Source organism: Acetobacter sp. DsW_059 (assembly GCF_002153695.1).
Classification (GTDB): Bacteria; Pseudomonadota; Alphaproteobacteria; order Acetobacterales; family Acetobacteraceae; genus Acetobacter; species Acetobacter thailandicus.
The window spans coordinates 64762-89886 of the sequence record NZ_JOPI01000014.1 but is presented as its reverse complement, the minus strand read 5'-3'; the positions used below and the strand labels follow the sequence as shown (position 1 = coordinate 89886).

Genomic DNA, 25125 nt, shown 5'->3' with positions numbered 1-25125 from the left:
GATATCAGCAAGGACTCCTTATTAATTGAAAATTATGTGCCAGGTAAAGCTGCTATTTGCCTTACTGATGCGCATACTCCGCAGCTGGCCGCTAAGTTTTTAAGGTTTTTTTCACGTTTTTGTGAGTATCTTTACAAAGATGATGCAAATCTTTTGGTTTTCGTGCTTTCCTGTAGCGGCGTTGCGGTTAGTTATGCTAGCGTTGACGCGAGGAAGTTATTCCAAAGGGTGTATGTCGTGCAGTTCATGGTCAGTTTTATAAAAATGATGCCGGAACCTGCACTGCCGTTTGGCAAGCTTTCCGTTTTTCAATATCTGGAGAAGGTAAAACCTGTCTCCATGTTCCAGGATCAAGACCGTTGAGAAGTAACAGGACCGACCGCAGCTCTCGTTCTCCGCGCCGCGGCGGATTTGACGATGATTTTATGTCTGCACCGCCAGCATCATATGGCGAGCGCCCTTCCTTTGGTGACCGTGGGGGTTTCGCTCCCCGCAGACCAGCTGGTGGTGGTGGCCCGCAGGTTATTGCCTCTGGCGCAGAGATTGGCGCTATAGTCAAATGGTTTAACAATGAAAAAGGCTACGGCTTTGTTGAGCTGTCTGACGGTTCAGGCGATGTGTTCCTGCATGCCAATGCCCTTTCTCAGATCGGCCATGACGGTGTAAATCCAGGTGCAACTCTGGTTGTGCGTATTGGTCAGGGCCCTAAAGGTCGTCAGGTTGCAGAGGTTATCTCTGTTGACGAAAGCACAGCGACAGCACAGGAAGCGTCAGATCGTCCACGCGGCGGTTTTAACGCAGGTGGTGGTAACCGCGGTGGTTTTGCCCGTGCGCCTCGCCCGGCTCCGGATATGTCGCATGCAGAAGAAGTGCGCGGTACTGTTAAATGGTACAACTCCACAAAAGGTTTTGGCTTTATTACACCTGATGGCGGTGGCAAGGACATTTTTGTTCACGCTTCAGCCCTTGAGCGTTCAGGTCTGACCAGCCTTAATGAAGGACAGTCAACCCACGTTAAAGTTGTTCAGGGTCAGAAAGGCCCGGAAGCAGCTCAGGTTGACCCTGCCTGATTTTTCTGAGTAATCAGAATGAAAAGCCCCGCTTTATGCGGGGTTTTTTATTGGTCAGATTTTATAAAAAATGACTGAGCCCAGGAGAGGGAACTCCTCAGTAGTCTCCCCTGCCCTTGTCACGTAAAACCCGAGCCTTATTTCGTTGCCAGTCACGCTCAGCAATAGCATGGCGCTTATCGACATTTTTCTTGCCTTCACCAAGGCCAAGAGTGACTTTGGCAACACCTCTTTGATTGAAATGAATATCCAGCGGCACCAGAGTGGCGCCCTCTTTGGCAACAGCGCCAAGGTATTTTTGTACCTGCTTGCGGTGCAGCAGCAGCTTGCGAGGGGCCTTCGTATCAAAACGCGAGAGTACTCCTCCCTGATACTCCGGGATATAGCTGTTAAAAAGCCACAGCTCACCGTCACGCTCGCCTGCATAGGCCTCTGTAATTGTTGCGCGCCCAAGGCGTAAACTTTTTACTTCAGCGCCTTTAAGTACCAGGCCAGCTTCAACTGTCTCTTTAATGGCATAGTTGAAGCGCCCTTTACGATTCTGCGCGGCGATGCCGTGTGAGATCATCGCGCTTTTACGAGGTTTCTGGGCCATTAGCTGAGTAATCCGGTATCCATAAGTGCTTGTTTAACCTTTTGACGTGAGGTTTCTGTCAGGGGGGCAAGCGGCAGACGAGTCGTTTCGCCTGCCAGTCCGAGAAGGCTGGCAGCGTATTTTACAGGTGCGGGATTGCTTTCACAGAACAGTGCATCATGAAGTGGCAGCAGCTTATCCTGTAAGGCAATGGCTTCATCTGTTTTATTATGTTGCCATGCTTTTTGCACCGCAGCGCATAAAGCAGGAGCAATATTGGATGTCACACTGATGCAGCCATCCCCGCCGGCAGCAAGGAAGGCAACTGCTGTGCCATCTTCACCTGAGAGCTGGTTAAAGGGTTTGTCGATGGCACGGCGGAGCTGAAGGGGGCGCAGAAGGTTAGCTGTTGCGTCCTTTACCCCGGTGATATTGCCATGTTTCGCCAGGCGGGCAAACGTCTCAACGCTGATTTCAACGACAGAACGACCAGGAATGTTATAGAGGATAACAGGAATGGAAATGGCGTCAGCAATTGCTGTGAAATGCCGGTAAAGACCTTCCTGCGTAGGTTTGTTATAGTAAGGCGTAACAACAAGAGCAGCAGAAGCCCCGGCTTTCTCTGCATGTCTGGCCAGGTCAATAGCTTCAGCTGTGCTGTTCGAGCCTGCTCCGGCAATAACGGGTACCCGTCCGCCTGCAATTTTGATGGTTCGCTCCACCACGGCATGGTGTTCGTCATGCGAAAGTGTCGGGCTTTCACCGGTTGTGCCCATAGCACATAACGCCGAGGTGCCTTCTTTGACCTGCCAGTCCACCAGCTTTTCCAGAGAAGGAAAATCAAGGCTTCCGTCTTGATTCATGGGAGTAATAAGGGCCGTAACTGAGCCGGTAAAGCGTGTATGAGACATAATCTGTCAGCTGTCCTGGGCGGTGGTGGTGGTGCGTGTCGTACCAGAAGTGATATCGGTAATTTCCCGGCGGAAGGGCGACTGGGCATAGACACCCAGGATATTTGACTCGCGGGAGAAAAATTCAAGCTCGGCAATAGCCTTTGAAAGTGAGGGACTTTCAGGATGCCCCTCTACATCCATCAGAAAGCGCGTCGCAGCAAAATCCCCTGGCGACATGTAGCTTTCAAGGCGGGTCATATTAATGTTGTTGGTCGCAAAGCCTCCCAGCACTTTATAGAGTGCGCCGGGAATATTTCTGACGTTAAAAATAAGCGTAGTCATAATATTTTTAGCGTCAGCTGCTGGCCGGGCTGCTGTTTCCGAGACGATATAGAATCGTGTTGTGTTGTGTCGGGCATCTTCAACATTATGCTTCAGAATAGTCAGCCCGTTGAGTGTGCCTGCCAGCTCTGACGCTACGGCAGCCTCCTCCGGGTTGTTCCATGCAGCAACCATTTCTGCAGCGCCGGCAGTGTCAAATTCCACAACCGGCGTGAGTTTATAGTCGTGCAGCAGTCCCATGATCTGCCCCATAGCGACAGAATGCGTGTGAACTCTCTTGATATCTTCTATCTTTGTGCCTGGAACAGCGAGTAAGCAGTGCTCAACACGCTGAAAATGCTCGCCAATAATTGAAAGGCCGGCATTAGGCAGCAACGTATGAATGTCAGGAACCCGGCCTGCCAGGCTATTTTCGCATGCCAGCATAGCCTGCTCTGCCCGCCCCTGGTGCACGGCGTCAATGGCTTCGGCAAAGGTTTTGCATGGCAGAGTAATCCATCCCGGTCGGGCTGCGCGGCAGGCCAGATCGGAATAAGCGCCAGGACGCCCCTGAAAAGCTATCGTATTTTTTGTCATGCTATGCCGTTACCCAGTTCTTTGCGGGCCCGCTCAAGGTCTTCGGGGGTATCTACACCAAAGGGAGCATGAGAGATATGCCCGCAGCCAATGCATAACCCGGCTTCAAGGGCGCGAAGCTGTTCGAGTTTTTCACGTTTTTCCAGGCCGGATTCGGGCAGGCTGATAAAATGCCTCAGTGCCTCTCTGCGCCATCCGTACACGCCGACATGATGCCAGAATACACCTTCGCCCCACGGAATAACATTGCGGGAGAAATAAAGAGCGAGTGCGCTGGTGGCATTTTCGCGAAAGTTACAGGCCACTTTAACGACAGAGAAAGCTGTTTTTTCTTCATCTGAAGTAATGGGAGCGACAAGTGTACCAATATCATAAGCCGGGTTGTCCATGACCCGGGCCAGTGTGTGCAGGTGCTCAGGGGCAAATGTTGGCAGATCCCCCTGCAGATTAATAATCAGGTCATGGTTGCCGGCAGGGTCCACCAGCTGGGCTGCATGCCAGGCTCTGTCTGAGCCCGATGGCAGTTCAGGAGGAGTCAGACACGCCTGACCACCGGCGTTGATGACGACATCACAGATTTCCTGGTCAGCTGCGGCAACAATGACGGGACCGATTCCTGCCGCCTGTGCGGCTTCCATGACATGCAAAACCATCGGCTTCCCGGCAATATCAGCCAGTGGTTTGCCCGGTAAGCGCGTAGAGGCAAGCCTCGCAGGAATGATGACAAGAGGTGATGTCATCGGCTTGCTCGATATTCAGCCACAGATTATAGCCTTGAATTAAGCAGTGAATACTGGACCCGCAGCAGGATGCGGAGCGGACGCCTCAGAATGAAGCGGTTTGCAGTCTAGAAAAGGTGCGCATGAAACGCAACCAGAGGCGTGGGTTGAGCAGAAGATGAAGAGTATATTTCTTAACAGGCTGGGTGCCGCAGTTGTGCTTAGTCTGGGTATGGCAGGAGTTTCCTGGGCTGCGGGTAGTGCCGTGGTGCCCGATACGGCCCCTGCTCATCCGGCTTTTTCTGTTCCTGGAATGGAAAAAGCCTCCGCAGAGGTCGCGCTGAAAAAAGGCAATGCTGAACGTGGTGCCGTTCTGGCTCAGCAGTTTTGTGGCATCTGTCATCAGTTTAAAGCGGGACAGGAAAGTGTAGGCCCCGACCTCGCCGGCATAGCAGGACGAAAAATTGCTTCTGTGACGGTTTATTCATACTCTCCTGCTCTGGTGGCTCTGAATAATCAGTCATGGACAGATCAGAAATTATCAGACTGGCTGACATCACCTATGCATTTTGCCCCCGGTACGCGTATGTCATTTCCCGGCCTGCCTTCAGCCGATCAGCGCGCTGACCTGATCGCATTCCTTCATACTCTTGGTCATGCTGATGAAAAAGCATCACCGCCAGCGCAGTAAAGACTGAGCCATGAAGCCTGATACCTGCGATTTTTTTCGTGATGTTGCTGTAATGATGGCTGATGCGGCCCGCACAGTCATCCGTCCCTGGTTCAGGGCACCTTTTGACGTTGTAAGTAAGGCTGATAAAAGCCCGGTTACTGTGGCTGACCGCACTGCAGAACGGGTTATGAGAGCAATACTGGCTGAACTTTTGCCAGAACATGGCGTGTTTGGTGAAGAGTTCGGCCTTGAGAATGAGAAGGCACGCTATCGCTGGCTGCTCGACCCGGTTGATGGCACACGGTCCTTTGTGACAGGCCGGCCTTTATTTGGCACACTGATCGCGCTGCTGGAGGATGGAGAGCCGGTTATTGGTCTTATCGATCAGGCTGTCACCCAGGAGCGCTGGCTGGGTGTAAAAGGCCAGAAAACACTCTTTACTTCCCCGCTGGGAGGGAATGCACAGACCCGCGCCTGTCATGAGCTGGCACAGGCTGAAATGTCATGTACCTCCCCCGAGATGCTTGAAATGGCACCCCATGAAGGCTGGAAAGTGCTTAAGAAGAATACTGCTCGTATGACGTGGGGGGGAGACTGCTATGCATATGGCCTCCTTGCGCTGGGGCAGATCGACCTCATTACTGAATGTGATATGAACCCATGGGACTGGGCTGCACTTGTGCCTGTTATCGAGGGGGCCGGTGGTAAAATTACAGCCTGGGACGGGAGCAGCCTGAGAGCAGATGGTGACAGGACTGTACTGGCAGCCGGTAACGCCGTGCTGCATGAAAAAGCAGTCAGAATGTTACGGTCTTCTCAGGATATCTGACAGGGCAGAGCCTGGAATTTTTCTTCGTTATGCGATATGTGATCGCGTTGCCACAACAGGGATGGTCATTCCGACATGAATACACACTTATCTCTCTCTAAGGATAAGATTCGCATTCTTCTGCTTGAAGGCGTGCATGACAGTGCCGTCGCGCTGCTTAAAGCCAGCGGGTACGAGAATGTTGTCCGTCATAAGGGAGCCCTGGAGGGGGAGGCCCTTACAAAAGCACTTGAAGGTGTGCATATTGTCGGGATCCGTTCCCGCACGCAGCTGACAAAAGAGGTCATAGAAAAAGCAGATCGCCTTATTGCTATCGGCTGTTTCTGCATTGGTACCAATCAGGTTGACCTTGAAGCCGCCCGGATGAACGGTATTCCGGTTTTTAACGCGCCATATAGTAACACACGCTCTGTCGCCGAACTGGTGATGGGTGAAATCGTTATGCTGATGCGCCGTATTTTCCCCCGTTCAGTCGGCTGCCATAACGGTGACTGGAATAAATCAGCGACTGACAGCTGGGAAGTGCGCGGTAAAACTCTGGGTATTGTTGGCTATGGCTCTATTGGCTCACAGCTTTCTGTGCTCGCTGAAGCCTTTGGCATGCGTGTTATTTATTTTGACGTGACAGACAAGCTGGGGCATGGCAACGCGGGAGCCGTTGATACGCTGGAAGAACTGCTGGCAGAAAGTGATGTGGTCAGCCTGCATGTGCCGCAGTTGCCATCTACAAAAAATCTGATGGGTGCCAGCCAGATTAAGGCTATGAAAAAAGGCTCCTTTCTCATCAATAATGCACGTGGCAATGTTGTTGATCTGGATGCTCTTGCTGAGGCTCTCAAAAGCCGCCACCTGCTCGGTGCTGCAATTGACGTGTTCCCTAAAGAGCCTAAAGGCCCGGCTGAAAAATTTGAATCTCCGCTGCTCGGCCTGGAGAATGTCATTCTGACACCGCATATCGGTGGTTCTACCGCTGAAGCGCAGGAGCGTATCGGGGTTGAAGTAGCCCGTAAGCTTGTTGAGTATTCTGATGTTGGCTCGACTTTTGGTGCTGTGAACTTCCCGGGTGTTCAGTTGCCTGAAAGCCCCGGAGGTACGCGCTTTATGCATGTGCACCATAATGTGCCAGGCATGATGATGCGCCTCAATGAAATTTTCCTTCAGGAAAAAAGTAACGTAACCGCACAGTTTCTTCAGACCGATGGTGAAATTGGTTATGTTGTCATTGAAGCTGATACCCAGCGTAACACAGAGCTTGATGACCGTATTCTTGCCGCTCTGCGCTCTCTTGAGGGTACAATCCGCGCAAGATTGATCTATAAAGGTCATTAATTTTATGTAATAAATGCGGATATGATTAATGCTCGTATCCGCAGTTTTTCTTTTTCAGGTATCGAGGCAAGGCCTGTCTGGGTTGAAGTCCAGATCTCGACAGGTCTGCCTTCGTTTCAGATTGTTGGCCTGCCGAATAAAACCGTTGGTGAAGCGCGTGAGCGGGTCAGAGCCTCCTTTGCTTCCGTCGGGTTATCTCTCCCCCCTAAGCGTATCGTTGTTAATCTGGTGCCGGCGGACCTTCTTAAAGAAGGCTCACATTTCGATCTGCCTATAGCACTCGCTCTTCTTGTCGCTATGGGTATTATCCCCCCAGAACAAATAACTGAGTTCGCAGCGTTAGGAGAGTTGTCGTTAAACAGCTCTCTGCATCCTGTCGCAGGTGTTTTATCAGCTGCGATTGAGGCGGCTTCAATGACGCTGGGTCTTATTTGTCCGCATGCGCAGGGAGAAGAATCTCTGTGTGGGGGCAATATTCCGGTTCTGGCAGCGACTAATCTGCTTGAGCTGGTTAATCACTTCAATGGTGCGCAGGTCTTGCCGCAGCCGGTTTTTTCTTCCCCCGAAACAGAGGCACACTCAGAGAAGCTCCCTGACTTATCAGACGTCAGAGGGATGGAGACAGGCAGGCGCGCGCTCGAAATAGCTGCTGCAGGCGGGCACTCTCTTTTATTTTCAGGTCCTCCTGGTGCAGGAAAGTCAATGCTTGCAGCCTGCCTGCCCTCTCTTTTGCCAGATTTAACAGCGCAGGAAAGTCTTGAGGTTTCACGTATTTATAGCGCTGCCGGGTTGTTGCAGGGCGGGCGACCTCTCAGGCGCCCCCCTGTTCGTGACCCTCATCATTCCGCCAGTCAGGCCGCTTTAACTGGCGGAGGCATGAAAGCCGCTCCCGGAGAGATTAGCCTGGCGCATCATGGTGTGTTGTTTCTGGATGAGCTGCCTGAATTTTCAAGGACCGTGCTTGAGGCTTTACGTCAGCCGCTTGAAACAGGTCGTATCAGTATTGCCAGGGCAACGGCTCATGTGACCTACCCTGCCCGTTTTCAGCTGGTTGCAGCGATGAATCCCTGCCGGTGTGGCTATATGGGTGATGCAGAAAAAGAGTGCAGAAAAGCCCCGCGTTGTGCGGAGGATTATATGGCCCGGCTGTCGGGGCCGCTGCTGGACAGAATAGATTTGTTCGTAGCGTTTAATCCGTTCACACCGCTTGATTATATGGCCCGGCCAGCAGGTGAAAGCAGCGCTGCTGTGGCTCAGCGTGTGCTTGCTGCTCGTAAGCGGCAGCAGGTCAGGCAGGACGATGTGAAAAATGCTGAGGCAAAGCCAGAAAACATGAACATGTCAGCCGATGCTGAAGCTACGGCACAGAAAATAGCGGCCCGTTTTCATTTTTCAGCACGTGGTTACACACGTATGATACGCATTGCACGGACAATAGCTGATCTCGCCTGCGCAGAAAATATAGGGCCCCCGCATATTGCGGAGGCCGCGATCTATCGTTCGAGGTCAGGAAGTTAATTGACCATTTTATGATTTTAAAAGCACAAAAGCCTGTGAGAGATCAGCTTTAAGGTCTTCGATATTTTCCAGACCGATCTGTAGCCTGAAGGACGGCCCGGCACCATCTGTCGGGGCCTCATAATTGCGGGTAATCATACCGCCTGATGTTGGCAGAACCAGGCTTTCATATCCGCCCCATGAGGCGCCAATACCGAAAAGCTGCAGGCTATTGATAAATCGCTCCATAGCACTCTGCGCATAGTCCGCTTTCAGAATGACGCCAAATAAACTGCCCGCGCCTTTAAAGTCGCGCTTCCAGAATTCGTGTCCAGGGCAGTCAGGCAGCGCCGGATGAAGAACTTTTTCTACTTCAGGTCGGGTCGTTAACCATTGAGCAATAGCCAGAGCGGATTGCGACTGATGCGCAAGCCTGACACCCATTGTACGCAGGCCGCGTAATGTCAGCCAGCAGTCATCAGCACCGGCAAGCTGCCCAAGTTCAATGGCCGTATCGCGTAATATTTTCCAGTGCTCAGGGGTGTTAACGATAATGGCCCCGGCGATGACATCTGAGTGCCCTGAAGGGTATTTGGTCAGGGCCTGTACTGAGATATCAACCCCATGCTCAAACGGTTTGAAAATGCCAAAGCCCCAGGTGTTGTCGAGTGTCAGAAGAGCATTGTTTTTATGTGCGAGTGCTGCAAGTGCAGGAATATCCTGCACTTCGAAGGTATGGCTGCCTGGGCTTTCCGTAAACAGCATACGTGTGTTGTCGCGAAAATACGCCTGGAGTTTTTTAGGTGAAAGAGATGGTGGGTAGAAGGTGGTTTCTACCCCAAAGCGTTTGAGTGTGTGGTTGGCAAAGCGTCTGGTCGGGCCATAGACATTGTCGGGCAGCAGGCAGTGATCACCTGTTTTCAGAAAGGTCAGAAAAGGCATAGTGCAGGCCGCAAGGCCTGAGCTGACAGCCTGACAGTGGGTGCCACCTTCTATCGTCGCAAGAATTTTCTCAAGCTCATGCTGCGGAGGTGAGCCCATAGCACCATAAATATATTCATGCTCATACCGGAGCTTCCCCCTGGCGTTCATATCCTCCAGTGTCGGGAAGAGAACTGTTGAGCCTCGTGTCAGGGGGACGTTTACAGAAGTGCCCGCAGCATTTTGTTCCGGCCTGGCCTGATGTGTGAGCAGCGTTGCAAGAGCCTGCCAGCCGTTTTTGACGGAATGATCTGATGTCATGGTGCTATTTGTCTTTAGTTACAGGTGTATCAGTGCGCGCGCCCCATTCGGCCCACGAACCATCATAAAGTGCGCCCTGAGGCAGCCCGGCGTGAGCAAGAGCAACGCTCAGCACACTTGCTGTCATGCCGGAGCCACATGTTGTGATAGCAGGCGCACCGGAGGCAGAGACCCCGGCTTGACTAAAAATATCACATAGTTTTTCGGTGCTGAGGAAGGTTTTGTCGGCGTTAAGAACATTCTGGTAAGGCAGGTTTACGGCTCCTGGCATATGGCCTGAAGCAACTCCGGCTCTGGGTTCCGGCACGCGGCCATAAAATCTGTCCGCTGAGCGGGCATCCAGAACCGGGTTCGAGCCATAACGAACGCAATCCAGCATATCCCCCAGCCCTTTAATGCGACTGTAGTGGGTCTTACTGTGATAAACGGCGGCAGCTTTAGCCGGAGAGATGCCTTGCTCTGTCGGTAAATCATGGTTCACCCAGGCCGGTAATCCGCCATCAAGAACGTAAACATTGTCATGGCCAAATAATCTGCACAGCCACCAGCCCCGACAGGATGAAGCAACATTGCCCTGGTCATAAAAAACTACCGTATCAGCGTGAGATATACCCAGAGCGCCAAAGTGCTGTTCAAAATGTGCAGCTCCCGGCGCTGTGTGCGGCTGTGTACTTTCCGGGTCTGAGAACAGGTCTATATCAAAATATGCACTGCCGGGGATATGATTGCCGGTAAATGCCTCCCGGGGGTTGAAGTTCTGCCCGGGAAGTAGTGCCGTGGCATCAAGAATATGTATCTTAGGATCGCTGATATGCTTTTGCAGGGCAGCCACAGAAATAAGAGGTGACATCATGTTACCAACTTTGAAACAGCACCCTGAAGGCGGCAGGGCAGGAAAAAATAATATTTCTCCGATGTTACCGAAGATTTATTTCTCTGCAATCACTTTTCATAATCTCAGGGTATATAAAACAGGCATATAAAGGTGCCGGCTTGCATGTCGGCTCATTCTGGTCATGATCAGGGTGAGAGAAATAAATTGTACGGTTAGCTGAAACGATGACTGGTCCTTCCGGAATTACGACCGAGCGGATACTACAGACTCTTCTGGTTGGTGCTATTGCTTTTGGCTGCATTGTGGTTCTGACACCCTTGTCAGAATCGATTTTGTGGGCGGCAGTGATTACCTACACAACATGGCCTGTTTTTCGGTTTTTAAGGCGACGGATGAAACCCGTGCCAGCCAGCCTGAGCATGGTTGCTTTGTGTAGTGTGTGCGTCGTTATGCCACTGGCATTTCTGGCTTCGACTATTATAGCAGTCAGCCCACGCTGGGCTGAAAAGCTGATGGATATTTTTAGTGTGCAGCATACCCTGCCCCCGTTACCGGGCTGGCTGACACAACTGCCCATGGTGGGGCATGAGCTAAGCAAAAAATGGATCAGGCTGGAGTATGCCATTAACCATCTCAGGCCAGAGATAGGCCCTTATGCTGATAAAATGGTTGAAGCGTCATTTGCCCTTTTTATGCAGCTTGCAAGTGGGGCTCTGCATCTGGTTATGGCGCTCTTTATTTCTTTTTTCTTCTGGCTGAGTGGCCTGTCGATGGTTGATGCCTTGCACACTATCGCAACCCGTATTGCCGGGCGTCATGGTGAAAGACATCTGCATCTGATAGGTGGTACGGTACGTGGCACCGTGTATGGAATTTTAGGTACAGCAATTATTCAGGGCCTGCTGACAGGTATTGGCTTTCGCTGTGTTGCTCTTCCTGACCCGGTGATGTTTGGTGTTATTGCATTTTTTCTGGCTGTTCTTCCGATTGGTGCGCCTCTGCTGTGGGTTCCGGCAGGGATATGGCTGATGGCTGATCATCAGATAATAAAAAGTATTTTTTTACTTTTATTTGGTATTATATTTATTTCCGGAGCGGACCATATTATCAGACCGTTTTTTATTGCCCGTGGTGCAAAAATGCCTTACCTGCTTACAATAATGGGCGTCATTGGTGGCGTTGTGTCTTTTGGCGCATTAGGTGTGTTTATAGGACCTGTTTTGCTGGCTGTCGGATATACGCTGACGATAGAATATGCAGGGCGTGGCCCCTCGTCTCTTATGTCTGAGAGTGATAGCAGGAGTGTGTCTTCATGATGCGCCGTCGTTTACGTTTAGAACCGCTTACGCAGATGCTGCGCCCCAAACAAAGGCTGATACCTGAACATATTCATGTTGCTGGCAATGCGGTAAAAATTATCAGCTGGAATTTGCTGCGCCGTACAGGAGCTACGGTTCACGATGTAACTCAGCTGATTGAGGCAGAGCAGCCTGATATTCTTCTGATGCAGGAAGCAACTGAAGAAATTGATCTGTTACCTGAAATTATGGGCGGCTATTATGAGCGCGCTCCTTTGCCCGGGCGTATTCATGGAGTTGCCTGCTGGAGCCGCAGAGAGTTTCTCAGGCAGCCACGAGCCTGTATTATTCCCTCAGGGGCTGTTGTTAAGCGTCATACCCTGATTATTGAATATCCCGGGTTTTCTCTTGCTAATGTACATTTGTCGCATGGACAGGTTTTAAACAGGCGGCAGTTAAGGCGTATCGCGGCACTTATGCCTGCGCCCTGTGCAATTCTGGGTGACTTTAACCTGATTGGCCCAACGATGGTTCCTGGCTTTCAGGACGCCGGGCCTAAAGCGCCAACACACAATATGGCCTCAGTTTTTCCCATTCGTATTGACCGCTGCCTGGTAAGCGGCATGCATTGTGTTGAATCGCAGGTGCTGCCTGTATTTGCTTCCGATCACAGGCCAATTGCTGTCAGGCTGGTTTATTAACCCTACAGATAAGGCATAAATAGTCGTACTGCTGCATCTCTGATTTTTATCAGATTATGTCGCTGATCCAGGTGATGGTGCGTCAGTCTTATATGTTTATGTTTACTCATAAAATCATCGACAGTACCTGCCAGTGTTTCATCGTAGCTTTCAAAATTAATTTCAAAATTCAGACGCAGGCTTCTTATATCCATATTTGAGCTGCCAGCGAAGGTCCATTTACGATCCACAACCATGAGTTTGGAGTGATTAAAGGGTGGCTTAACCAGCCACACTTTCACACCGGCATCAAGTGCAGGCCCTATGTTGGCGGCACAGGCCCAGTCCATCAACGGATGGTTGCTGTGCTGAGGGATAATGATATCAACTTCAACACCACGCAGGGCAGCCAGAGCCAGTTCGGATAAGACGCGTGACCCGGGCAAAAAATAAGGGGTCATAATTCTGACCTGTTTGCGGGCGAGCGTAACAGCCTGCATCATTGTAAATTCTATTTTTTCAAGGTCACTGTCAGGGCCCGCAGTGACAATACGTGCGGCAATGTTGGAATCTGCTACATGTTCTTTGAAATAAATATCGCCTTTAAGTATCTCTCCGGTAGAGAAACACCAGTCGGTCGCAATAACTTCCGCCAGTTGCCTGACTATCGGTCCTTCAAGCTGGAAATGCGTATCTGATACAGGCTCTTTGGGATGTTGTAATACAAGATTTTCATCTGCAATATTTAATCCCCCCATAAAGCCGATTTTACCATCAACAACGAGAATTTTTCGGTGGTTACGCAGGTTGATAAAAGGCATACGCCAGGGAAGCAGAGAATGCATAAAGCGTGAGCATGGAACCCCTGCCCGCCTGAGCCGATGATAAACCGGGGAGAGGAAATAACCGCTTCCTATGCCGTCTACCAGCACGCGAACCTGCACCCCTCTTTTGTGGGCCTGAGATAATTTTTCAATAAAATCACGGCCTGTTTTATCATTGCGAAAAATATAAGAGCATATAAGAATGCTCTGCTCAGCATCTGCAATGGCCTGAAGCATCAGGGGGTATGTATTATCCCCATCATGCAGGCAGGTAATTTTATTATGTTCGGTTAATGGTCGATCAGTTAATTTACGCACCATAATGGCCAGAGGAGCGAGGTCTCCCTGGGGGTTATGTATCCATTGTGATGCATGGTTTGAGCCTGACGTATCGAGCTGAGAATTATCGACCAGTTTCCGGGCCAGTCTGCGCACCCGGTTAATGCCAAACATCAGATATAGTATTGTACCCATGGCAGGCATAAGGATACAAATACCTATCCATCCTATAGCTGATGATGTATTTCTTTTTGTAAGTAAAATATGCAAAGAAACCGTTATAACCAGTATAAAGCGTATAATAGCCGCTGTGATGAACGGAAGATGTGGCAGAATATCAAAAGGGATCATGGCTTCGTATTTGCATAAGGAGTAAACGATTGCTTACATCAAAAGATATCACAGGCAGCACGCCGGGATATCTGAAGGAAAAGCGCCGTCTGAACGGTGCTCTGGCCCATCAGAGTGGCAGGCAGGCAGAACATGATATTAAAGAGAAGCTGATTATCTCAGGGTGGCAGATTTTACTTGAGCGCGCAAGAACACCCTGCGGAGAGATTGATCTGGTTGTTTTAAAAGAAAATTTATTATGCTTTATAGAAGTCAAAAAGCGCAGAACTATAGAGGGGGCTCTCTGTAGCCTTCGGCCACAACAGCAAAGGCGCCTGTATAAAGCGGCTGAATATCTTTTGTCAGTTTATTCCGACTGGCACTATGAAAATATTCGCTTTGACCTGATCGTAACGGACGCAAAAGGTAACGAATATCAGGTGAAAGATATTCTCAGAGAATATTAATATGTGGAATAAAGTTCTTCTTCAGAGAAAAGGATCTTTCTCTCTGAAGAAGAAGTAGAAAAGCCGGCTATCAGGTATGATGGCGGCGGACAACATGCACTCTGTTATGTTTCACCGGGTAAGAAACCAGATGAACCATGTTACGTGCTGAGGTATGGCGTGTGCTTGCCAGACGGTAGCCAGGCACAGCATGTGCCTTGCGACGCACATGAATAACCGGAGGCGGCGCTGTTAAAGAAGCAAAGGTCAGTTTGGTTGCTTCATAATCAGAGATAATGCGTTCAGCATGGGCGCTGGGCCCTGTTGTAATTGCACAGACACTCATGCCTGCAACGAACAGAGCACAACGAACAGACGAAAAACGCATTATGATATTACCCCAGGCAGCCCATGAAATCTGAAAATAAACTACACGGGCCACCATCATCCTGACAACCGAAAAATCAGGATTTGACAGGTTAACTAACTTTTTTTTCATCCAGGAGTTTCTGGAGCTCCCCGGACTGAAACATCTCCGTCACGATGTCGCATCCGCCAATAAATTCCCCGTTAACATAGAGTTGAGGAATAGTTGGCCAGTTTGAAAAGTCCTTAATCCCCTGGCGAATGGCAGGGGCAGCCAGAACATTAATGGCTTTAAATGGTACGCCCTGGTGAGACAGGATCTGTACAACACGGGCAGAGAATCCACATTGTGGAAAATCTGCATCGCCTTTCATGAACAGAACAACCGGGTTTGAGTCGATTTCTTTCTGAATGATCTGCTGAGCGGTATCAGACATAATGGTAGATCCTTTAAAAATTACGCTTCAGGCGTAGAGGTCTGGAGTGCAAGAGCATGAAGTTTTCCACCCATGTGCCCTTCAAGAGCCTGATAAACCAGCTGATGCTGCCTGACGCGCGAAAGTCCGCGAAAGGCTTCGCTGACAATCGCGCAGGAATAATGGTCACCATCGCCTGCCAGATCAGTAATTTTGATCTGTGCATCAGGAAAAGCTTTGGTCAGATAACCTTCAAGCTCAGAGACGGACATAGCCATAGTCAAAAAACCTTTTTAGTATTTCTCAGCTGGCCATAAGAGCCGGAAAGAAAGAATCATGCGCTGTACGAAGACGTGCTGCTGATATGGTAACGCCGCTTGGCAAAATCAAATCGCTGCCGCCTGAACGCCCGAGCACGCGTGCCGGAACCCCGGCTTTTTCAGCGCGGGCACACAGGTCAGCCGCATTTTTAACGCAGACGATATAGCGGGCCTGATCTTCACCAAACCAGAAAGCTTCAGGTCTGATACCTGATGCCGGGCTTTCAAGAGTACAGCCAACACCGTCAGCCATGACCATTTCTGCCAGGGCGACAAGAATACCACCGTCAGCCAGGTCGTGACAGGAGAGCACATGACCTGCCAGAATTTCCTGCCTGACAAAATCACCATTCCGTCTTTCTGTTTTCAGATCGACCGGCGGAGGAGCCCCCTCTTCACGCCCAAGAATTTCGCGCAGCCAGACAGACTGGCCCAGCTCACCTTTGGTGTCGCCAATCAGAACGATATCCGCGTTGTCCTGCATGGCCAGACCAATGGCCTTGTTTACGTCCTCAAGCACGCCCAGGGCACCGATAGCCGGTGTTGGCAGAATGGACATGGTTGATCCATCCGGCTGGCGTGTCTCGTTATAGAGTGAGACGTTACCGCTCACGACAGGGAAGTCGAGCTCACGGCAGGCATCGCCCATACCTTCAATAGCGGCAATAAACTGCCCCATAATTTCAGGTTTTTCAGGGTTACCAAAGTTCAGGTTGTCTGTCACAGCTAAGGGGCGTGCGCCAACTGCTGTAATATTTCTCCATGCTTCGGCTACAGCCTGGGCACCACCGGTTTTGGCATCAGCCTGGCAATAACGTGGCGTGCAGTCGGTTGTCAGGGCGAGACCCAGTGAGGTGTCTTCAATTTTGACAATGGCAGCATCTGCCGCTCCGGGGCGACGAACTGTCTGACCACCAACGGTGCTGTCATACTGGTTCCATACCCATGAACGAGACGCCAGGTCGGGAGAGGCAACAAGTTTCAGCAGCATATCTTCAAGCGACAGAGGAGCGTGAATGTCTGCTACCGGTGCGGGTGGTGCTGTACGTGTGGCCGGGCGATCATAGATCGGGGCCTGCTCAGCCAGCGGGTCGAGTGGAATATCAGCCTCAACCTGACCTTTATGCCTGACAACAATATGACCTGTGTCTGTCAGATGCCCGATAATCGCAAAATCGAGTTCCCATTTCTCAAAGATTTTACGGGCAACTTCAGTGCGTTCAGGCTTGAGCACCATGAGCATACGCTCCTGGCTTTCAGACAGCATCATTTCATAAGCTGTCATGCCAGGTTCACGCTGTGGCACATCGTCAAGGTTGAGGTCGATACCAACGCCGCCCTTGCCCGCCATTTCGACAGAAGATGAGGTCAGACCAGCTGCACCCATATCCTGAATAGCAACAATTGCGTCAGTTGCCATCAGCTCAAGGCAGGCCTCAATGAGCAGTTTCTCAATGAAGGGGTCACCAACCTGAACAGTCGGACGTTTTGCCAGTGCATTTTCGTCAAACTCGGCAGAAGACATGGTGGCACCATGAATGCCATCACGTCCTGTGCGCGAACCGACATAAACGACCGGGTTGCCAATACCAGCTGCGGCGGAAAGGAAGATGCGGTCTTTGCGGGCAATACCAACTGTCATGGCGTTAACCAGCGGGTTACCGTCATAAGCCGGGTGGAAGTTAATTTCACCCCCCACTGTTGGCACGCCAACACAGTTACCATAACCGCCAATACCACGCACAACGCCATCAATAATCTGACGTGTTCTGGGGGTTTCGGGGCTGCCAAAACGCAGGGCGTTCAGGTTGGCAACAGGTCGGGCACCCATGGTAAAGACGTCACGCAGAATGCCGCCAACGCCGGTTGCAGCTCCCTGGTAAGGCTCGATGAATGACGGATGGTTATGACTTTCCATTTTGAAAATGGCAGCATAGCCTTCGCCAATATCAACAACGCCTGCGTTTTCACCCGGTCCATGAATAACCCATGGTGCCGTAGTCGGCAGCGTACGCAGCCATTTGCGTGAAGATTTATAGGAGCAGTGCTCTGACCACATGACAGAGAACACACCCAGCTCTGTCAGGCTTGGGGTGCGGCCCATAATATCAACAACACGGGCGTATTCTTCTGACGTCAGGCCAAATTCCTGCGCCAGAGCTTCATCAACAGTCTTTTTCACCGGACAATCGCCTCCACAAGACCAGTAAATAATGGCAGGCCATCTTCTCCGCCCATCAGAGGATCAACCAGATCCTCCGGGTGAGGCATCATGCCACAGATACGGGTGTTCTGACTTAAAATACCGGCAATGCTGTTCATGCTGCCATTCGGGTTCGTCAGAGTGTCAGTTTCATCAGCCTGGCCGGTGGCTGAAGCATAGCGAAAGGCAACAAGCCCCTCACCTTCAAGCTGCTCCAGTGTCCGGGTATCAGCGGTGTAGTTTCCGTCACCATGTGCCATAGGTGTGCGGAACACATCGCCTTTTTTCCATTTATGGGTAAAGGCGGTGTCATTACGTTCAACGCGCAGTGTGCAGTCCTGAGAAAGGAAGCGCAGACCGGCATTGCGCAGCAATGCGCCAGGCAGCAGGCCGGTTTCTGTCAGGATCTGAAAACCGTTGCAGACACCGAGAATATGCCCGCCTTTTTGTGCATAGGCACGGATTTCAGACATAATGGGAGAATGAGCGGCCATGGCACCGCATCTCAGATAGTCTCCGTAACTGAAGCCACCTGGCAGAACGACAAGGTCAACATCGGGAAGTTCAGTGTCCCGGTGCCATAACATGACAGGCGCTTTACCCGTAACGCGTCTGAGGGCAATGGCCATATCGCGTTCACGGTTGGTGCCTGGAAAGACGACAATAGCTGCTTTCATTTTTTTGCACTACAGGGGTAAGAGTCATGCAAAGCACGGAAGACACCTTCGCCAACCGGCCGGGAGAGAGTATCGGTATGACCTTTGAGCCATGCGACTACCTTGCCGCGCATTGAGGCTGCATCTTCACTGACCGGGATACAGAAGTCAGCCGCTTCATTGTGCCCTTCATTACGGGCACTCAGCGTGGCAAGCGCGACAGAGTCAGCCATGCCTGAAATATATGCATCACACAATGCGTGACCGGAGGCAGCTGAGCATATTTTGCCAAACCTGCCCGCGGTCATCGGCGTCACACGCTGAGCATGTGCTACGCCCTGTGAGGCGAGCAGTAATGCACCAGCAAGTGTGAGAGAGAAAATTTTCATCCCAGAACCTCAACGGTGAAGTCTTCGATGACCAGGTTTGCCAGCAGTTCACTGGCCATTTTTTCGGCTTCTGCGCGGGCAGCCTGTGCGTCGGTGCTTTTCAGGTCCAGATCAATAATTTTGCCGACACGCACAGCTTCCACGCCAGGAAACCCAAGAGTGTGCAGGGCATGCCCGATGGCTTTACCCTGGGGGTCAAGCACACCTTCTTTAAGCATGACGGTTACGCGTACTTTCATTGGTTGAAATTCCTGTTTACTGAACGAGAGAGAGTTACTGGTCGGTATCGGTGCCGTTTGCTTCCTCGGGAAGGATGCCCAGGCGACGGGCGACTTCCTGATAAGCTTCTTTCACGCCGCCCATATCACGGCGGAAACGGTCTTTATCAAGTTTTTCTCTGGTCTGACTGTCCCACAGACGGCAGTTGTCGGGAGAGATTTCATCAGCAAGAACGATGGTCATATCGTCCCCGTCCCATGCCCGGCCAAACTCGAGTTTGAAGTCAACAAGCTGAATGCCAATGCCGGTGAAAAGACCACACAGAAAATCATTCACACGCATAGCGTGAGCGGTAATCTCTTCCAGGTCGTGCGGTGTGGCCCAGCCAAAAGCGATGATATGATCTTCTGAAACCAGAGGGTCACCCAAATCATCGTTTTTGTAATAAAACTCAACGACCGTGCGAGGCAGGCGTTCGCCCTCCTCCAGCCCGAAACGCTTGGCAATGCTGCCAGCTGAAATATTACGTAAAACAACTTCGAGAGGGATAATTTCGACCTCTTTTACCAGCTGCTCACGCATATTAATGCGGCGGATGAAGTGGGTGGGAATACCGATTTCCTGGAGGCGCAGCATCAGATACTCACTGATGCGATTATTCAGAACACCTTTGCCGGTAATGACAGCACTTTTGGCACCATTGCCTGCTGTGGCATCATCTTTAAAATACTGAACTACTGTGCCGGGTTCAGGGCCTTCAAAAAGGATTTTGGCTTTACCTTCGTAAAGCTGGCGACGACGGGCCATGATTGTCCTTACCTGTCTTGCTGGAAGTCTATCCCTGCGATCGCTGCATACAGGGCCGGCTTGTGCGGCCCTGCCTGGGTGTTAGCTATAACAGGGTTTTAAAGTTGAAGAAACAGTCTTTCAGGCAGCGGGGCCTGCTTCACCGAAGACCTTTTCATAGATGGCGTCGATGGCTTTAAGGTGCTGACGGCTATCCATAGCAGAATCAAGCAGATCAGCTGAAATGCGCCCGGCAATTTCGGGGTCAGCATCAAGATTCTCGCGGAAGGATTTTCCTTCAGGTGTACCGAGCTTTGTCCAGGTTTCCATCGCGTTGCGCTGTACGATGCGATAGGCATCTTCACGGGACAGGCCAGCGCGTGCAAGTGCAAGCAGAACTTCGCCTGAATGAACAACACCACCAAGGCTTTCGATGTTTGCTGCCATACGTTCAGGGTAAACCAGCAGTTTGCCGATCAGGCCTGAAAGACGGGCAAGCGCAAAATCAAGGCCAATGGTCGCATCAGGGCAGATATTACGTTCAACAGAAGAATGGCTGATGTCACGCTCGTGCCACAGGGCAACATTCTCAAGTGCCGGGACAACGGCTGAACGAACCAGACGGGCAAGCCCGGTCAGATTTTCAGTCAGCACAGGGTTGCGCTTATGCGGCATGGCAGAAGACCCCTTCTGCCCAGGGTGGAAGAATTCTTCAGCTTCACGCACTTCGGAGCGTTGCAGATGACGAATTTCGGTTGCAATGCGTTCAATGCCGCTTGCAATCACACCCAGGGTGCAGAAATAGGCTGCATGACGGTCACGGGGAATAACCTGTGTTGAAACAGGCTCTGCCTGCAGGCCAAGGCGTTCAGCGACATAATGCTCAACGCGCGGGTCAAGATGCGCATATGTGCCGACAGCACCAGAGATCGCACAGGTTGCAATTTCAGCGCGTGCAGCCAGCAGGCGGGCTTTGTTGCGCTCAAACTCCACATAATGGCCAGCAAGCTTCAGACCAAAAGAGGTCGGCTCAGCGTGAATGCCATGGCTGCGACCAATGGTAAGGGTGTGTTTGTGCTCAAATGCACGGACGCGCAGGGCAGAGAGAACTTCGTCAAGGTCTTTCAGCAGCAGGTCAGTTGCCTGCACCAGCTGGACAGAGAGGCAGGTATCGAGAATGTCAGATGAGGTCATTCCCAGATGAACAAAACGGCTTTCAGGGCCGACTTTTTCTGCCAGCCAGGTCAGGAAGGCAATAACGTCGTGACGGGTCTCAGCTTCAATTTCGTCAATTCTGGCGAGATCTGCAGCAGAGAAAGCAGCCAGAGCTTTGTCGCCCTTCTCGCGGATCACTTTAACAGCATCTTTGGGGATAGCACCGTATTCAGCCATTGCTTCACAGGCCAGGGCTTCAATCTCAAACCAGATGCGGTAGCGGTTTTCAGGAGACCAGATCGCGGCCATGACGGGACGGGTATAACGTGGCACCATAACTGCAACACTCCTTCAGTTTACAGAAACATGCCGCCTCTCTAGCTGATTTCGTGCTGTGCGTCTGCCACCAAATTCATAAAAGTTTGACCAGAATGCGTGCATTAATCTGAGCGGGCTTCGTATTATACCCGCGCGGATTATTATCGAATCGGAGTTTTTGTGAACAGTTTACTAGATGGCTTTAGCTTTCAGGCTCTTATCGCGTTTTGTCAGGTTATTCTGATTGATATTACTCTGGCGGGCGATAATGCTGTTGTAATCGGGCTTGTGGTTAAATCTCTTGCACCGGCTGAGAGAAAAAAGGCCATTTTTGCAGGCATTGGTATTGCTGCCGTTCTGCGTATTATCCTTGCCCTTGTCGCCGCCAGATTGCTTGAAATTATAGGGCTTACACTTGCCGGTGGTATTTTGCTGCTATGGGTATGCTGGCGGATGTACCGCGAGATGTGCGCCGTTCAGCATGATGACAATGCTGAGGCTGCCGCTCAGGGCAGTATGGGTAAAATTATTTTCCGTATTTTCCTGGCTGACCTTTCTATGAGCCTTGATAATGTTCTCGCTGTAGCGGGAGCAGCAGCCCGGCATCCTTATATTCTTGTGGCAGGGCTTGTTTTCTCTGTTCTTCTGATGGGGGTCGCGGCATCTTATGTTGCACGCCTGCTTGACCGCTATAAATGGCTGTCATGGGTGGGGCTGCTTATCGTGCTGTTTGTTTCCCTTGAGCTGATTTATAAAGGCTCTGCTGAAGTCTGGCCGCATGTTCCGTTTTTTAAGTCGTAATCAGGCTGGCCTGGCCTGTGCCAGGTTGATTGTTCCTGGTGAGCCTGTCAGAGTGAACGAAATGTCATATTCATATTGAGGCATAATGTCTTTTGTTTTGTCTTCGGTGTTGCGTGGTCGTGTTGCAGCACCGCTCATTGTTCTGTGCCTGGGGGCCTGCTCCTCTCATGGGAGAACACAGTCAGCTTCAAATGACGGTCCGGTCAATGCTCCTGCTATTCAGCCCGCTGCACAGTCTGCTGCGGTCAGTTCGGGAGAGACCTCTGTCGCTGACCGTCTTACTCTCTGGCTTAGCCTGACAGGCTCATCGCATGCCAGCGCGCAGGAATATGCAAACTTTTTGCAGACACGCCCTGTATGGCCACGGTGGAGTTTGCTTCAGTTACGTATGCAGCAGGCTCTGACGCGAGAGACTGATACGAGCGTTTTGCAGCAGCTCTGTGCGTCTCAGTCGCTGACTTATAGCCCCGCCCTGGTTAAGTGCGTCACGACGATACCCTCTCTGGCCGGCAAACTCCTTCCCCAGGCGCGTCAGGCCTGGATTAATGGCACAGATTCCGCACAGGCTGCGGTGTCACTGGCGCAGACCTTCCCTCAGGCGGTAACGGCCGAGACCTCGTGGAAACGCTTTAACCGTGAAGAGACCAGCGGTAAGCTTGTTGCAGCACGTCAGACCCTTACTTATCTTGCGCCCTCAGCGCAGGCCCTGGCTCAGGCCCGTTTAGCCTTCAGAGCGGGAGACCCTGGCGCAGAAGCGACACTTGCAGGACTTTCTGCTTCTGATCAGGCTGATACCACACTGGTATATGACAGGCTGCACTGGCTGCGGCTGCAAAAACGTGATGATGAAGCCTTGGCTTTATGGAAAAATGCCGGTGTACAGGCCGAGGAAAAAACGCACCTGAGTGCTTTCTGGCGCGAACGTGATGCACTCTCGCGTGATTTCCTGCAAAATAATCAGAATACTGAAGCGTTCTGGGTCGCTGATGACAAAATAACAACCGGTGTAAACCGTCTTGATGCGGCTTTTCTGAGTGGCTGGATTGCTCTGCAAAAGCTGAATATGCCCTCTATTTCAGAGCCATTGTTTCGCAGCCTGGCAGATTCCTCTTCTTTAATTACAAAAAGCCGCGGTTATTACTGGCTGGGGCGCACGCATGCCAGACTGAACCAAACCGCTTCGGCACAGGCAGACTACGCCCGTGCTGCCGGGTATGCAGGTACATTTTACGGGCAGATGGCAGCGGCTGAACTTGATGGTAAGCGCCCTACCCTGCTTAACCCCGATATTATACCAGCCGCTGTCACCAGAAGTCTGCGCGCATGGCAAAACCCCATGCCTCTTTCTGCTGCGGAGGATAGTCCCGGGGGGAATGATCTTGCCCGTGCTGCCGAAATTCTTGTGTCGTGGAATGACCGGCCTCATGCCCGTGATTTTCTGAGCCTGATGCTTATCAGAGCCAGGTCTCTGCGTGAAAAAATAGCCATTGCGCATCTGGCAACCCGTCTGCAAATTCCTGATACAGGTGTTATGGTTGCGCGCTATGCCGGCAGAGATGGTCTCTTCCTGCTGCGTGAAGGCTGGCCACAGCCTTATACTCTGCCGACAGGCACGGCTGTTTCTCCCGCTCTTGTTCAGGGGCTGATCCGTCAGGAAAGCAGCTTTAACCCGGATGCTGTCAGTCCCTCAAACGCAATCGGCCTGATGCAACTTAAGACAGGCACCGCGCATGATATGTTACAGTCTGCGGGGCTTCCTGCCTCTGCGGCAACTGCAGGCGGGCTGCATAACCCCGATAATAACATGCGCCTTGGCATGGCCTATCTGTCTTATCTGCAGGGGCGGTTTGCCTCTGTCGTACCTTATGTCACCGCATCTTATAACGGGGGACCAAACCGCCTGGCGCGCTGGCTGAGTGCACAGGGCAACCCTGCTGAAAGTCAGGCCAGTCAGGATGACATGATCGACTGGATTGAAACCATTCCTTACGGCGAAACACGTAATTACGTGCAGCGTGTGTGGGAAAATATGACGATATATAGCGTTCTGGGGAAAAACACATGACGATTGCACGTATTATTGCGACCTTTGGTGGCTGTGGGCTTGCACCTAAAGCGCCGGGCACGGTCGGGTCTCTGGCAGCACTCATTGCTGGTTTACCTTTGCTTAAAAAGCCAAAGGTTTTGTTGCTGAGCGCTGTTGCGGCAACAGGTGTTGGTTTGTGGGCTTCACACAAAGCCGGTGACGGTGAAGATCACAGCTGGATTGTGATTGATGAAGTTGCCGGAATGTGGATCAGCCTTCTGGCCTGTGCTGCAGTCGATAAAAAGAAATCAGCCGGCTGGTTGTGGCCTTTAGTTGCTTTTGGTTTATTTCGCCTGTTTGACATTAAAAAACCCGGGCCTGTTGGCTATATGGATCGACGCCATGATGCGGTTGGCATTATGGGCGATGATGTTGTTGCCGGTATAATGGCTGCGCTCTGCATTAAAGTACTGCGTACTGCTGCCGGCTTTTTTAAAAAGGCCTGAGATCTGATGTTTTCCCTCACCGCTCCCTCTGATGCCCTGCTGACAGAAGGTCTGCTGACAGCAAAAGCTGTCATGGAGCGTCTCAGCCAGTCAGGCCAGCGTGTTGTAACTGCAGAGAGTTGCACTGGTGGTCTTGTTTCGGCTTTGCTTGTGCATCATGCCGGTGCATCTGACTGTGTTGAGGGAGCGTTTGTTACTTATTCTAATCAGCTAAAACACTCTGCTCTTGATGTCAGGGACGAGACACTGGCCCGTTTTGGCGCTGTGAGTGCAGAGACCGTGACAGAAATGGCTGAAGGCGCGCTGCGTGCTGCAGCCAGAGCAACAGTTGCAGTTTCTGTCTCTGGTATTGCCGGGCCAGGTGGCGGGTCTGATGAAAAGCCTGTTGGTCTTGTATGGTTCGGTCTGGCGGTGAACGGTAAAAAAACTAAAGCCGCAAGTCAGAATTTTGAGGGCAGCCGTACCGAAATACGCTGGCAGGCTGCCCTTTATGCATTACAGCTTATCGCTGGATATGATGAGTAAAAG

The 25125-nt window shown here is 51.4% G+C and carries 29 protein-coding genes; 13 read left to right on the top strand and 16 right to left on the bottom strand.

Annotated features, from left to right (window positions below):
- Positions 1–36 precede the first annotated feature (36 nt).
- Both HK25_RS03695 and HK25_RS13525 read left to right on the top strand, forming a co-directional pair.
- Positions 37–363, top strand: a complete 327-nt coding sequence (locus HK25_RS03695) for a hypothetical protein (RefSeq protein ID WP_086554210.1) — start codon at positions 37–39, stop codon at positions 361–363.
- Positions 360–1070 (top strand): cold-shock protein, encoded by a 711-nt coding sequence (locus HK25_RS13525; RefSeq protein ID WP_086554211.1) that lies wholly within the window; start codon positions 360–362, stop codon positions 1068–1070. The genes HK25_RS03695 and HK25_RS13525 overlap by 4 nt, the downstream gene beginning before the upstream one ends.
- 97 nt (positions 1071–1167) lie before the next feature.
- Here HK25_RS13525 and smpB read toward each other — a convergent pair whose 3' ends face one another.
- The 4 genes from smpB to HK25_RS03670 are packed head-to-tail and all read right to left on the bottom strand — an operon-like array spanning position 1168 to position 4195.
- The gene (smpB, locus tag HK25_RS03685) at positions 1168–1665 is read right to left on the bottom strand and encodes an SsrA-binding protein SmpB (RefSeq protein WP_086635344.1); all 498 of its coding nucleotides are present in this window, start codon (positions 1663–1665) and stop codon (positions 1168–1170) included.
- Positions 1665–2555 (bottom strand): 4-hydroxy-tetrahydrodipicolinate synthase, encoded by an 891-nt coding sequence (gene dapA, locus HK25_RS03680; RefSeq protein ID WP_086554213.1) that lies wholly within the window; start codon positions 2553–2555, stop codon positions 1665–1667. Before dapA ends, smpB begins: the two co-directional genes overlap by 1 nt.
- A gap of 6 nt (positions 2556–2561) precedes the next feature.
- The gene (locus HK25_RS03675) at positions 2562–3455 is read right to left on the bottom strand and encodes a prephenate dehydratase (protein ID WP_086635343.1); all 894 of its coding nucleotides are present in this window, start codon (positions 3453–3455) and stop codon (positions 2562–2564) included.
- Positions 3452–4195: a 3-deoxy-manno-octulosonate cytidylyltransferase gene (locus HK25_RS03670; RefSeq protein WP_086635342.1), complete on the bottom strand. Its 744-nt coding sequence runs from the start codon at positions 4193–4195 to the stop codon at positions 3452–3454. The genes HK25_RS03675 and HK25_RS03670 overlap by 4 nt, the downstream gene beginning before the upstream one ends.
- Positions 4196–4352: 157 nt before the next feature.
- Here HK25_RS03670 and HK25_RS03665 point away from each other — a divergent pair, with 157 nt between their 5' ends.
- The 4 genes from HK25_RS03665 (at position 4353) to HK25_RS03650 (ending at position 8523) form a co-directional block, all read left to right on the top strand.
- Positions 4353–4865 carry a cytochrome c family protein gene (locus tag HK25_RS03665; protein ID WP_086635408.1) on the top strand — a complete coding sequence of 171 codons (513 nt, stop codon included), beginning with the start codon at positions 4353–4355 and terminating at the stop codon, positions 4863–4865.
- Between the two features lie 10 nt (positions 4866–4875).
- Positions 4876–5676, top strand: coding sequence for an inositol monophosphatase family protein (locus HK25_RS03660; RefSeq protein WP_086635341.1), 801 nt, complete (start codon positions 4876–4878; stop codon positions 5674–5676).
- A 75-nt stretch (positions 5677–5751) separates the two neighbouring features.
- Positions 5752–7005: a phosphoglycerate dehydrogenase gene (gene serA, locus HK25_RS03655; protein WP_086554217.1), complete on the top strand. Its 1254-nt coding sequence runs from the start codon at positions 5752–5754 to the stop codon at positions 7003–7005.
- Positions 7006–7026: 21 nt separating this feature from the next.
- Complete coding sequence (locus HK25_RS03650) at positions 7027–8523, top strand: YifB family Mg chelatase-like AAA ATPase (protein ID WP_086635340.1); 1497 nt, start codon at positions 7027–7029, stop codon at positions 8521–8523.
- A gap of 9 nt (positions 8524–8532) precedes the next feature.
- Here the strand turns inward: HK25_RS03650 and metC are convergent, their stop codons facing one another.
- Complete coding sequence (metC, locus tag HK25_RS03645) at positions 8533–9744, bottom strand: cystathionine beta-lyase (RefSeq protein ID WP_086635339.1); 1212 nt, start codon at positions 9742–9744, stop codon at positions 8533–8535.
- 4 nt (positions 9745–9748) lie between these two features.
- The gene (locus HK25_RS03640; RefSeq protein ID WP_233127652.1) at positions 9749–10597 is read right to left on the bottom strand and encodes a sulfurtransferase; all 849 of its coding nucleotides are present in this window, start codon (positions 10595–10597) and stop codon (positions 9749–9751) included.
- A gap of 206 nt (positions 10598–10803) precedes the next feature.
- Between HK25_RS03640 and HK25_RS03635 the strand changes: the two genes are divergently transcribed.
- Both HK25_RS03635 and HK25_RS03630 read left to right on the top strand, forming a co-directional pair.
- Positions 10804–11895, top strand: a complete 1092-nt coding sequence (locus HK25_RS03635; RefSeq protein ID WP_086635338.1) for an AI-2E family transporter — start codon at positions 10804–10806, stop codon at positions 11893–11895.
- A 35-nt stretch (positions 11896–11930) separates the two neighbouring features.
- The gene (locus HK25_RS03630; RefSeq protein ID WP_086554244.1) at positions 11931–12578 is read left to right on the top strand and encodes an endonuclease/exonuclease/phosphatase family protein; all 648 of its coding nucleotides are present in this window, start codon (positions 11931–11933) and stop codon (positions 12576–12578) included.
- 2 nt (positions 12579–12580) lie between these two features.
- On the opposite strand, the gene cls is transcribed toward HK25_RS03630, so the two are convergent.
- Entirely contained in the window at positions 12581–14011 is a 1431-nt protein-coding gene (cls, locus tag HK25_RS03625; RefSeq protein WP_086554039.1) for a cardiolipin synthase, read from the bottom strand.
- 29 nt (positions 14012–14040) lie between these two features.
- Here cls and HK25_RS03620 point away from each other — a divergent pair, with 29 nt between their 5' ends.
- A complete protein-coding gene (locus tag HK25_RS03620) occupies positions 14041–14457 on the top strand; it encodes a YraN family protein (protein WP_158092915.1) in 417 nt (138 codons plus the stop codon).
- 70 nt (positions 14458–14527) lie between these two features.
- Here the strand turns inward: HK25_RS03620 and HK25_RS03615 are convergent, their stop codons facing one another.
- The 9 genes from HK25_RS03615 to purB all read right to left on the bottom strand — a co-directional run bounded on the left by HK25_RS03615 (position 14528) and on the right by purB (position 21282).
- The gene (locus tag HK25_RS03615) at positions 14528–14935 is read right to left on the bottom strand and encodes a hypothetical protein (RefSeq protein ID WP_233127650.1); all 408 of its coding nucleotides are present in this window, start codon (positions 14933–14935) and stop codon (positions 14528–14530) included.
- Positions 14916–15239, bottom strand: a complete 324-nt coding sequence (gene grxD, locus HK25_RS03610; RefSeq protein ID WP_086635336.1) for a Grx4 family monothiol glutaredoxin — start codon at positions 15237–15239, stop codon at positions 14916–14918. Before grxD ends, HK25_RS03615 begins: the two co-directional genes overlap by 20 nt.
- A gap of 20 nt (positions 15240–15259) precedes the next feature.
- A complete protein-coding gene (locus HK25_RS03605) occupies positions 15260–15496 on the bottom strand; it encodes a BolA/IbaG family iron-sulfur metabolism protein (RefSeq protein WP_086554043.1) in 237 nt (78 codons plus the stop codon).
- 25 nt (positions 15497–15521) lie between these two features.
- A complete protein-coding gene (gene purL / locus HK25_RS03600; protein ID WP_086554044.1) occupies positions 15522–17720 on the bottom strand; it encodes a phosphoribosylformylglycinamidine synthase subunit PurL in 2199 nt (732 codons plus the stop codon).
- Positions 17717–18418, bottom strand: a complete 702-nt coding sequence (purQ, locus tag HK25_RS03595) for a phosphoribosylformylglycinamidine synthase subunit PurQ (protein WP_086554045.1) — start codon at positions 18416–18418, stop codon at positions 17717–17719. Before purQ ends, purL begins: the two co-directional genes overlap by 4 nt.
- Positions 18415–18786 (bottom strand): Rap1a/Tai family immunity protein, encoded by a 372-nt coding sequence (locus HK25_RS03590; RefSeq protein WP_086635335.1) that lies wholly within the window; start codon positions 18784–18786, stop codon positions 18415–18417. Before HK25_RS03590 ends, purQ begins: the two co-directional genes overlap by 4 nt.
- Complete coding sequence (gene purS / locus HK25_RS03585; RefSeq protein ID WP_086554047.1) at positions 18783–19025, bottom strand: phosphoribosylformylglycinamidine synthase subunit PurS; 243 nt, start codon at positions 19023–19025, stop codon at positions 18783–18785. The genes HK25_RS03590 and purS overlap by 4 nt, the downstream gene beginning before the upstream one ends.
- Positions 19026–19059: 34 nt before the next feature.
- On the bottom strand, positions 19060–19812 hold the full coding sequence (purC, locus tag HK25_RS03580; RefSeq protein ID WP_086554048.1) for a phosphoribosylaminoimidazolesuccinocarboxamide synthase: 753 nt from the start codon (positions 19810–19812) through the stop codon (positions 19060–19062).
- A gap of 120 nt (positions 19813–19932) precedes the next feature.
- A complete protein-coding gene (gene purB / locus HK25_RS03575; RefSeq protein WP_086554049.1) occupies positions 19933–21282 on the bottom strand; it encodes an adenylosuccinate lyase in 1350 nt (449 codons plus the stop codon).
- Positions 21283–21444: 162 nt separating this feature from the next.
- Between purB and HK25_RS03570 the strand changes: the two genes are divergently transcribed.
- The 4 genes from HK25_RS03570 to HK25_RS03555 all read left to right on the top strand — a co-directional run bounded on the left by HK25_RS03570 (position 21445) and on the right by HK25_RS03555 (position 25122).
- Positions 21445–22065 carry a YjbE family putative metal transport protein gene (locus HK25_RS03570; RefSeq protein ID WP_086635334.1) on the top strand — a complete coding sequence of 207 codons (621 nt, stop codon included), beginning with the start codon at positions 21445–21447 and terminating at the stop codon, positions 22063–22065.
- A gap of 85 nt (positions 22066–22150) precedes the next feature.
- A complete protein-coding gene (locus HK25_RS03565) occupies positions 22151–24130 on the top strand; it encodes a lytic transglycosylase domain-containing protein (protein WP_086635333.1) in 1980 nt (659 codons plus the stop codon).
- Complete coding sequence (locus HK25_RS03560) at positions 24127–24597, top strand: phosphatidylglycerophosphatase A (RefSeq protein ID WP_086554052.1); 471 nt, start codon at positions 24127–24129, stop codon at positions 24595–24597. Before HK25_RS03565 ends, HK25_RS03560 begins: the two co-directional genes overlap by 4 nt.
- Before the next feature lie 6 nt (positions 24598–24603).
- Complete coding sequence (locus tag HK25_RS03555; RefSeq protein WP_086635332.1) at positions 24604–25122, top strand: CinA family protein; 519 nt, start codon at positions 24604–24606, stop codon at positions 25120–25122.
- The last annotated feature ends 3 nt before the right edge of the window (positions 25123–25125 follow it).

What these genes read in the sequence shown, in the direction of transcription:
- serA (WP_086554217.1), top strand. Translation starts at nt 5,752, where the DNA reads ATGAATACACACTTATCTCTCTCTAAGGATAAGATTCGCATTCTTCTG.
- cls (WP_086554039.1), bottom strand. Translation starts at nt 14,011, where the DNA reads ATGATCCCTTTTGATATTCTGCCACATCTTCCGTTCATCACAGCGGCT.
- HK25_RS03555 (WP_086635332.1), top strand. Translation starts at nt 24,604, where the DNA reads ATGTTTTCCCTCACCGCTCCCTCTGATGCCCTGCTGACAGAAGGTCTG.
- HK25_RS03565 (WP_086635333.1), top strand. Translation starts at nt 22,151, where the DNA reads ATGTCTTTTGTTTTGTCTTCGGTGTTGCGTGGTCGTGTTGCAGCACCG.
- HK25_RS03560 (WP_086554052.1), top strand. Translation starts at nt 24,127, where the DNA reads ATGACGATTGCACGTATTATTGCGACCTTTGGTGGCTGTGGGCTTGCA.
- HK25_RS03640 (WP_233127652.1), bottom strand. Translation starts at nt 10,597, where the DNA reads ATGATGTCACCTCTTATTTCTGTGGCTGCCCTGCAAAAGCATATCAGC.
- HK25_RS03590 (WP_086635335.1), bottom strand. Translation starts at nt 18,786, where the DNA reads ATGAAAATTTTCTCTCTCACACTTGCTGGTGCATTACTGCTCGCCTCA.
- purQ (WP_086554045.1), bottom strand. Translation starts at nt 18,418, where the DNA reads ATGAAAGCAGCTATTGTCGTCTTTCCAGGCACCAACCGTGAACGCGAT.
- purS (WP_086554047.1), bottom strand. Translation starts at nt 19,025, where the DNA reads ATGAAAGTACGCGTAACCGTCATGCTTAAAGAAGGTGTGCTTGACCCC.
- HK25_RS03665 (WP_086635408.1), top strand. Translation starts at nt 4,353, where the DNA reads ATGAAGAGTATATTTCTTAACAGGCTGGGTGCCGCAGTTGTGCTTAGT.
- HK25_RS03605 (WP_086554043.1), bottom strand. Translation starts at nt 15,496, where the DNA reads ATGGCTATGTCCGTCTCTGAGCTTGAAGGTTATCTGACCAAAGCTTTT.
- HK25_RS03675 (WP_086635343.1), bottom strand. Translation starts at nt 3,455, where the DNA reads ATGACAAAAAATACGATAGCTTTTCAGGGGCGTCCTGGCGCTTATTCC.
- purC (WP_086554048.1), bottom strand. Translation starts at nt 19,812, where the DNA reads ATGGCCCGTCGTCGCCAGCTTTACGAAGGTAAAGCCAAAATCCTTTTT.
- HK25_RS03650 (WP_086635340.1), top strand. Translation starts at nt 7,027, where the DNA reads ATGATTAATGCTCGTATCCGCAGTTTTTCTTTTTCAGGTATCGAGGCA.
- dapA (WP_086554213.1), bottom strand. Translation starts at nt 2,555, where the DNA reads ATGTCTCATACACGCTTTACCGGCTCAGTTACGGCCCTTATTACTCCC.
- grxD (WP_086635336.1), bottom strand. Translation starts at nt 15,239, where the DNA reads ATGTCTGATACCGCTCAGCAGATCATTCAGAAAGAAATCGACTCAAAC.
- HK25_RS03670 (WP_086635342.1), bottom strand. Translation starts at nt 4,195, where the DNA reads ATGACATCACCTCTTGTCATCATTCCTGCGAGGCTTGCCTCTACGCGC.
- HK25_RS03635 (WP_086635338.1), top strand. Translation starts at nt 10,804, where the DNA reads ATGACTGGTCCTTCCGGAATTACGACCGAGCGGATACTACAGACTCTT.
- HK25_RS03660 (WP_086635341.1), top strand. Translation starts at nt 4,876, where the DNA reads ATGAAGCCTGATACCTGCGATTTTTTTCGTGATGTTGCTGTAATGATG.
- smpB (WP_086635344.1), bottom strand. Translation starts at nt 1,665, where the DNA reads ATGGCCCAGAAACCTCGTAAAAGCGCGATGATCTCACACGGCATCGCC.
- metC (WP_086635339.1), bottom strand. Translation starts at nt 9,744, where the DNA reads ATGACATCAGATCATTCCGTCAAAAACGGCTGGCAGGCTCTTGCAACG.
- HK25_RS03615 (WP_233127650.1), bottom strand. Translation starts at nt 14,935, where the DNA reads ATGAAAAAAAAGTTAGTTAACCTGTCAAATCCTGATTTTTCGGTTGTC.
- HK25_RS03630 (WP_086554244.1), top strand. Translation starts at nt 11,931, where the DNA reads ATGCTGCGCCCCAAACAAAGGCTGATACCTGAACATATTCATGTTGCT.
- purB (WP_086554049.1), bottom strand. Translation starts at nt 21,282, where the DNA reads ATGGTGCCACGTTATACCCGTCCCGTCATGGCCGCGATCTGGTCTCCT.